Below are 6,040 nucleotides of genomic sequence, written 5' to 3'. Positions count from 1 at the left end.
CGTCCCGCCCGCCCCCCCCCCCCCCCCCCCCCCCCCCCCCCCCCGCCGCGATCGTCAGTCCCAGACCGTGGCCCTGTCCCGCCCGGTCGCTCGAGCCGGTACGGAACCGGCTCGGGCCCTCGTGCAGCAGTGCCTCGGGGAAACCGGGACCGTGGTCCCGTATCCGTACCACCCGGCCCTCCACGGTCACCTCGACCGGAGTGCCTCCGTGTTTCGCCGCGTTGGCGAGCAGGTTCCCCAGGATGCGTTCGAGCCGGCGCGGGTCGGTGTTGACCCATGACTCGTGAACCACGCGTACGACCGCGGCCGGATCGAGCACACGGATCCGACGGCTGACGAACTCGCCCAGCGCGATCTCCTGCAACTCGGCGCGCTCGGACGCCCCGTCCAGCCGCGCCACCTCCAGTACGTCCTCGACCAGCGTGCGCATCGCCTGCGCCCGGTCCCGTACCAGCTCGGTGGGCCGACCGGGCGGCAGCAGCTCTGCCGCGGTGAGCAGCCCGGTCACCGGGGTACGCAGCTCATGCGCGATATCGGCGGTGACCCGGCGTTCCGCCTCGAGACGGGAGTTCAGGGCATCGGTCAGGGCGTCGACGGCCCGCGCCAGCTCGTCCGTCTCATCCCGTACCACCCCGCCGACGGCTTCGCGGACCCGTACCTCCATGTTCCCCTGAGCCACCTTGCCGGCCGCGGCGGCGGCTTTGCGCAGCCGCCGCGACAGTTGCCCGCCGATGAGCACGCCGAGCGCCGAGCCCGCGAAGACCACCGAGACCGAGCCGATGACCAGGGCCCGATCAAGGTCCTCCATCATGTCGACGCTACTCGTCGGGAATCCGCTGTGCAGCGAAAGCACATCACCGTTGCGGAGCGGTACGGCGGCCCAGATCTCGGGCGGGCGGCCGTTTTTCGCCTGTACGTAGGTTGCCTGGTGGCCGGACTCGAGCAGATGCCTCAGCTCGTGGGGCAGCGCCGCGTCATTGAGCTTGGCCCCCCCGAACTTGGGCGCTGTCTTCGGCTTGCTGGCCTCGTAGATCCGCTGGGCGAGCTCCAGCCGGTACATGTTCAGACCGCGGGCGTTTTCGAGCATCGAGACCCGCGCGGCGTTGTGGACGACCAGACTCAACGCCAACGCGATCAGCGCACCGACGGCGGCGATGGCGAAGCTGATCTTCCAGCGAACGCCGGTGCGCAGGGCGAGGCGCGTCATGCGGGGTCCTGTTCCGGTCCGGGTCGCTAGGGGTGTGGGACCTGTGGGGTGTCTGGTGCCTGTGGGATGTCAACAGCCGAGACGCCCGCGCGGCCGTCTCGGGTTGCCTGTGGGATACGGCATCCGCACCCGCATCGGCTCAATTTCAGGCCTTGAGCTTGTAACCGAAGCCTCGCACCGTCTCGATCCGGTCCTGGCCGATCTTGGTGCGGAGCCGCTGCACATGGACGTCCACGACCCGGGTGTCCCCGCCCCAGCCGTAGTCCCAGACCCGTTCCAGCAGCTTGTCCCGAGACAGCACCGTGCCCGGCGCCGAGGAGAACTCCAGCAGCAGCCGCATCTCCGTGGGGGTCAGCCCGACCGGCAGGCCCGCGCGGCGCACCTCCATGCCCTCGGTGTCGACCTCCAGATCACCGAAGGTCAGCACACCGCCCTCGCCGGCCTGCCCCGCTTCGTCCGGGTCCCCCGGCGCACCGCCCGCGTGGCCGAAGCGCCGTAGCACTGCCCTGATCCGGGCGACCAGCACCGCACCGTCGAACGGCTTGGTGACGTAGTCGTCGGCGCCCGCCTCAAGTCCGAGCACGACATCGATCGAATCCGCACGCGCGGACAGCATGATCACGGGCACGGTCGACTCGTCCCGGATACGGCGGCACAGGCTCACCCCGTCGAGCCCCGGCAGCATCACATCGAGCAGGGCGATGTCGGGCTGGTCGGCGCGGAAGGCCTCAAGCCCGCTGAGACCGTCCGGCATGGCGGTCACCATGAAGCCGTCGCGCTCCAGTGCGAGCTGCGTGGCCTCACGGATGACGTCGTCGTCCTCCACGAACAGGACATGTGTCTCGGCCATCGGGCTGTACTCCGGTGCTCTCTCGGTTCTCGTTCTCGGGGGTCGGTGCTCGGATATGCCGGTGCTCAGTTCTCAGGCATCAGGACGTCCCAGGGTCTCAGGTACCAGGACGGCCCAGGGCCGGGCTCATCCGTCCGGCGGCGTCGGGAGCGGCTCGACCGGGGCACCGTCGCCGCCGATGCCCCTGCTGTACTCGTTCTCCACCCGGTCCTGCTCGTTGAACCCGTTCCCCGACCAGCGATACGTGATCACTATCTGGCCCGACGGATACGGGACCGCGTCACCCTTCGCGTACACCTGCTTGGTGACGATCAGATCGCCCCGGTCGATCGTCGCGTAGACCGCGGGCTCCTCGGCGGCGAAGACGTTAGCGTAGCCGTCGCCGCCCTTGCGGTACACGTATGTGCCTTGGCCCACGGCCGAATCCCCGCACATCAGCACGTTGACCACCACGTCCGGCGCGGAACCCCCGGTGACATTGCCGTACGAGGTGTCGATCGGATGAGCGTCCCCGGCGCAGCGCTTCAGATCGGACTTGACCCGCGCGCCTACCTTCGGATCCTCCAGCACCAGCTGGAACGCGTCGACTTTCCGCACCGGCGTCGAGCTCGTCGAGGGCTCCGGTGTCGTCCGATGCTGCGCCGCCGGGTCAGGGCGTGCCATGCCCTCGTCGCGGGTGCCCGTACCGCCGGTCGAGCAACCGGCCGCGAGCAGCCCGAAGGCGGCGAGTGCGGCCATTGCCGTACCACTCGCCGCCCATCGGACGCTGTGCTTTCTGGCGTTGTCCCCGTCCGCGTCCGCGTCTGCGTCCGCCACTGGGTCTGTCAGGGAGTCCTCGGCTAGGCCGCGCACCGCTCCCGCCCCCGTTCCTCACGACGTGCGTACGTACGGTCCCCACGCTGCGCGGGCACCCGCGGTGCAGGGACCTCCGCAAGCCCGGCCACCGCCTTGCGGCTCTCCAGACCCCGGCCCTCCCGCTCACGCGACTCCAGCTCCTGGCGGAGCCGGGCGAGCGCGCGGTGCAGCGTGCTCTTCACGGTACCCGTCGACATACCGAGCGCGGCGGCGGTCTCCTCAGTGCTCATCTGCTCCCAGTGGCGCAGCACCACAACACTGCGCTGCTTCGGCGCGAGCACCTTCAAGACGTCCATCAGCAGCGCACGGTCGGCGTGCTGCTCCGTGGTGTCCGACACGCTCGCGTCGGGGAGTTGCTCGGTGGGCACCTCCTCCAGCTTGCGCGACCGCCACCACTCCGTGCGAGTGTTGATCATGACGCGGCGGAGGTAGGCGTCGGCGAGCGACTTGTCCGCGATCCCCTCCCAGCGGCCGTACGTCCGCACCAGCGCGGTCTGGAGGAGGTCCTGGGCGTCGACGGGATCCGGCACCAGCCGCCGCGCACTGCGCAGCAGCGCGTCCTGCCGGGTACGTACATACTCCTCGAACTCGAGTACCTCGCCCTGCGCCATGTCCAGTCGCCTCCATGCCCGTGAGCAAGCCCCGTGACAACCGCGTGTGTTCGCGAGTGTTGCCGTGCCTTCTCGTCCTGGTGTCTGTCGTCGTCGGGTGGTCGGTCCCGACAGCACAAGAAGCTACGGAGCGGTTGTCACGGGGCTGTGCGGGGAAGCCGTCGGAGTCCGCACGGGCACCCATCGGTTGTGTAACAGAGGTACCGGTCGGGGTTAACCGGAAAATCTCAGGTGAGAGGCAACCGGAACCGGTCATTCTCCAGAGGTTCCACCAAACCGTCCGAAACGAGCCCGTCCAGGGCGCGGGCCCGCTGGACCGGCTCGTCCCAGACCCGGTCCAGGACCGCTCGGGGCACGGGGTCCGTCGCCTCGCGCAGTACGGCCAGCAGCTTTCCGCGTACCTGGCGGTCCGTGCCGGCGTACGTCTGCCCGCGCCGCGGTGGACCGTCATGGGCCGGTTTCCCGGCCAGCCGCCAGGCACACAGGTCGGCGACGGGGCAGCGCCCGCAGTCCTCGTTGCGCGCGGTGCACACCAGCGCGCCCAGCTCCATCGAGGCCGCGGCCCAGCGTGCCGCGGTCGTCTCGTCGTCCGGCAGCAGGGCACGGGCCAGACGGCGTTCGGCGGCAGTGGTCGCGTTCGGCGGGTACTGGATACCGGTGGTGGCGCGGGCGAGCACCCTGCGGACGTTGGTGTCCAGGACAGGGTGCCGCTGCCCGTACGCGAACGACGCCACCGCCGCCGCGGTGTACTCCCCGATGCCCGGCAGCGCGAGTAGCTGCGCGTGCTCCCGCGGTACGTCGCCGCCGTGCCGCTCCGTTATCGCGACCGCGGCGCCGTGCAGCCGCAGTGCACGGCGCGGATAGCCGAGTCTCCCCCAGGCCCGGACGGCCTCGCCGGGCGCCTCGGCGGCCAGGTCCGCGGGGCGTGGCCAGCGGGCCAGCCACTGCTCGTAGACCGGGAGCACCCGGCTGACCGGGGTCTGTTGCAGCATGAACTCGCTGACCATCACCCCCCAGGCGCCGGCGTCGGGGCGGCGCCAGGGGAGGTCGCGGGCATGCTGGTCGAACCAGGCGAGGACGGGGGAGTGCAGCGCGGTCGCGTCGTCGATAGTCGCGGGCGAGGTCTGGGGGGATGGCATCTCGGTCGCAGTCATGGCACTTCCGATCCTGGCATGGCGGGCGCCGACTGCGTCGCATGCGCTCCGCGCGGTGGCCGAGAGGCTGTGGAAAGTGGCCGGAGCGGAGCCGGCCCGCCGGTCGCGGGTGGGGGCCGCCGCTGGTCGCGGTGTGGCCGGTCGGCAGTCGCGCGGTCAGCGTGCGGTGGCAGTGCGGTGGTCGCGCGGTGATCGCGGGGCCGTACCAGGAGTGATCGAAGAGGCGTACATGTCACCGCACTCACCTCTGTACACGAGACGGGCCGTTACGACGGCGGGCCCTACGACCCCGTGATGATGATCGACAGAATCGCGCCCCATGGGCGGCGGGTGGGGCGGGAGTTGCCCCCGATCTCTCGTACAGTTCGGTACGTGGGATCTCTGCGCAATCCGATCGGGCCGCTTCCCTCCTCCATCTACTGGCGCCGGAGGGCAGTCGCGCTGACACTGCTGACGCTGCTCGCCATGCTGGTCGCCTGGGCCGTCAGCTTCGGTGACGGTGGGAGCAGGACCGGTGACGACGGCAAGCCGGGCGCGGGCCCGGCGCCTTCCATCACGCCTGGCGACGAGCCTTCGGGTCCCGCGATCAGCGAACGGCCGGGTGGCCGCGATGAAGCCGACGGGGGCGCCTCGAGCGGGAACACCGGCGGCGCCGGAAGCGACGGAGGCGGTGGAACCGGCGGCACCGGAGCCGCCGACGGCGGTACGGAGGGCGGCGACGGCACAGGCAAGAACGGCGACGGCGACCCGAGCACGAGCGGCGGCGTGAGCGCCGGCCGGCAGGTGCCCGCGAACTCGCCGCTGCCGAACTGTGCTCCCAATGCCCTGAAGTTGACGCTGCGCAGTTCCAAGGTCTCGTACACCCTCGGGGAGAAGCCGCGTTTCGAGCTGATCGCGCAGAACACCTCGGCCGTCACCTGCAAGGCGGACTTCGGCCCCAAGACCGCGGTGCTGACCGTCGTCGACGACGCTGACGACTCCGTCTGGTCCACGAAGGACTGCCCGCAGGGCAGCGCCGGTGTACTGCTGCGCGTTCCGGCGAACTCGACCGTGGCCCACTTCGTCGACTGGGACCGGCGCCGTAGCGCCCCGGCCAAGTGCGCCACCCCGCCCGCCGGACAAGCGCAGCCCGGCACGTATCTGGTCGAGGCCACCTTCCCCGGAGCGAAGATCGTCCCGGCGTCCTTCCGCCTGGAAAAGGACTAGGTCGTGTCTGACGAATAGCGCCGTCCGCCCGGAGGGCGGGGCCCGCGGCGTCTGGTGTATGGGGCATCTCCGCCCTGGTACCGGGGCTCAAACACACCTCGGGGACCGGCCGTTCAGAGTCCGGTTCCCCGTCCGCGGAATCCGCGGACGGGGAACC

The 6,040-nt window shown here is 70.7% G+C and carries 6 protein-coding genes; 1 reads left to right on the top strand and 5 read right to left on the bottom strand.

The window, feature by feature from the left end; genetic code table 11:
* From ACFWI9_RS21690 to ACFWI9_RS21670, 5 genes are all read right to left on the bottom strand, one after another.
* A partial coding sequence (locus tag ACFWI9_RS21690; RefSeq protein WP_387164295.1) for a sensor histidine kinase occupies positions 1-1,207 on the bottom strand: 1,207 nt, incomplete at its 3' end.
* Positions 1,208-1,352: 145 nt separating this feature from the next.
* Positions 1,353-2,057 (bottom strand): two-component system response regulator CseB, encoded by a 705-nt coding sequence (cseB, locus tag ACFWI9_RS21685; RefSeq protein WP_387164294.1) that lies wholly within the window; start codon positions 2,055-2,057, stop codon positions 1,353-1,355.
* Between the two features lie 126 nt (positions 2,058-2,183).
* Entirely contained in the window at positions 2,184-2,795 is a 612-nt protein-coding gene (locus ACFWI9_RS21680; RefSeq protein WP_387164306.1) for a hypothetical protein, read from the bottom strand.
* A gap of 101 nt (positions 2,796-2,896) precedes the next feature.
* On the bottom strand, positions 2,897-3,523 hold the full coding sequence (locus ACFWI9_RS21675; protein WP_387164292.1) for a SigE family RNA polymerase sigma factor: 627 nt from the start codon (positions 3,521-3,523) through the stop codon (positions 2,897-2,899).
* 227 nt (positions 3,524-3,750) lie between these two features.
* Complete coding sequence (locus ACFWI9_RS21670; RefSeq protein ID WP_387164290.1) at positions 3,751-4,677, bottom strand: A/G-specific adenine glycosylase; 927 nt, start codon at positions 4,675-4,677, stop codon at positions 3,751-3,753.
* A 372-nt stretch (positions 4,678-5,049) separates the two neighbouring features.
* Here ACFWI9_RS21670 and ACFWI9_RS21665 point away from each other — a divergent pair, with 372 nt between their 5' ends.
* Positions 5,050-5,883 carry a hypothetical protein gene (locus ACFWI9_RS21665; RefSeq protein WP_387164288.1) on the top strand — a complete coding sequence of 278 codons (834 nt, stop codon included), beginning with the start codon at positions 5,050-5,052 and terminating at the stop codon, positions 5,881-5,883.
* Positions 5,884-6,040 lie beyond the last annotated feature (157 nt).

This window comes from Streptomyces sp. NPDC127084 (assembly GCF_042724175.1).
Taxonomy (GTDB): Bacteria; Actinomycetota; Actinomycetes; order Streptomycetales; family Streptomycetaceae; genus Streptomyces.
The sequence above is the reverse complement of the archived record's forward strand: the minus strand, read 5'-3'. Positions and strand labels throughout refer to the sequence as shown.